General features: G+C 40.6%; 1 tRNA gene. It reads right to left on the bottom strand.

Annotated features, from left to right (window positions below):
- Window positions 1-185 precede the first annotated feature (185 nt).
- Window positions 186-261: transfer RNA gene (locus NE619_RS18125), tRNA-Ala, on the bottom strand.
- Window positions 262-372: the final 111 nt, after the last annotated feature.

Below are 372 nucleotides of genomic sequence, written 5' to 3'. Positions count from 1 at the left end.
GTTTAAATTTTGTATTCTTTCGAATACCTCGATTTCGCGTTGTAAATTTGTTTTTTATTTACACTCTTTTCATTATTCAGTTTTCAAGGTACATGCCACTCTGTCCAGCGTCACCGCAAGATCCAAAGCAGCAAAAGAAACTCGACATAGCTCGTTTCTCATAAAAAAATCTCCAAAAGAGATTTTGGTGGAGAATAAGGGGCTCGAACCCTTGACCCCCTGCGTGCAAGGCAGGTGCTCTCCCAGCTGAGCTAATTCCCCATATATCAAAACCTTCGATTAAAATTAAAGGAAGGTTTTGATGAAACCTTTCGGTTATAAACTCATAGTGCAGAAACTTTCGTCTCCTTAGAAAGGAGGTGATCCAGCCGC

The organism is Anaerovorax odorimutans, assembly GCF_024459955.1.
GTDB lineage: Bacteria > Bacillota > Clostridia > Peptostreptococcales > Anaerovoracaceae > Hominibacterium > Hominibacterium odorimutans_A.
The sequence above is the reverse complement of the archived record's forward strand: the minus strand, read 5'-3'. Positions and strand labels throughout refer to the sequence as shown.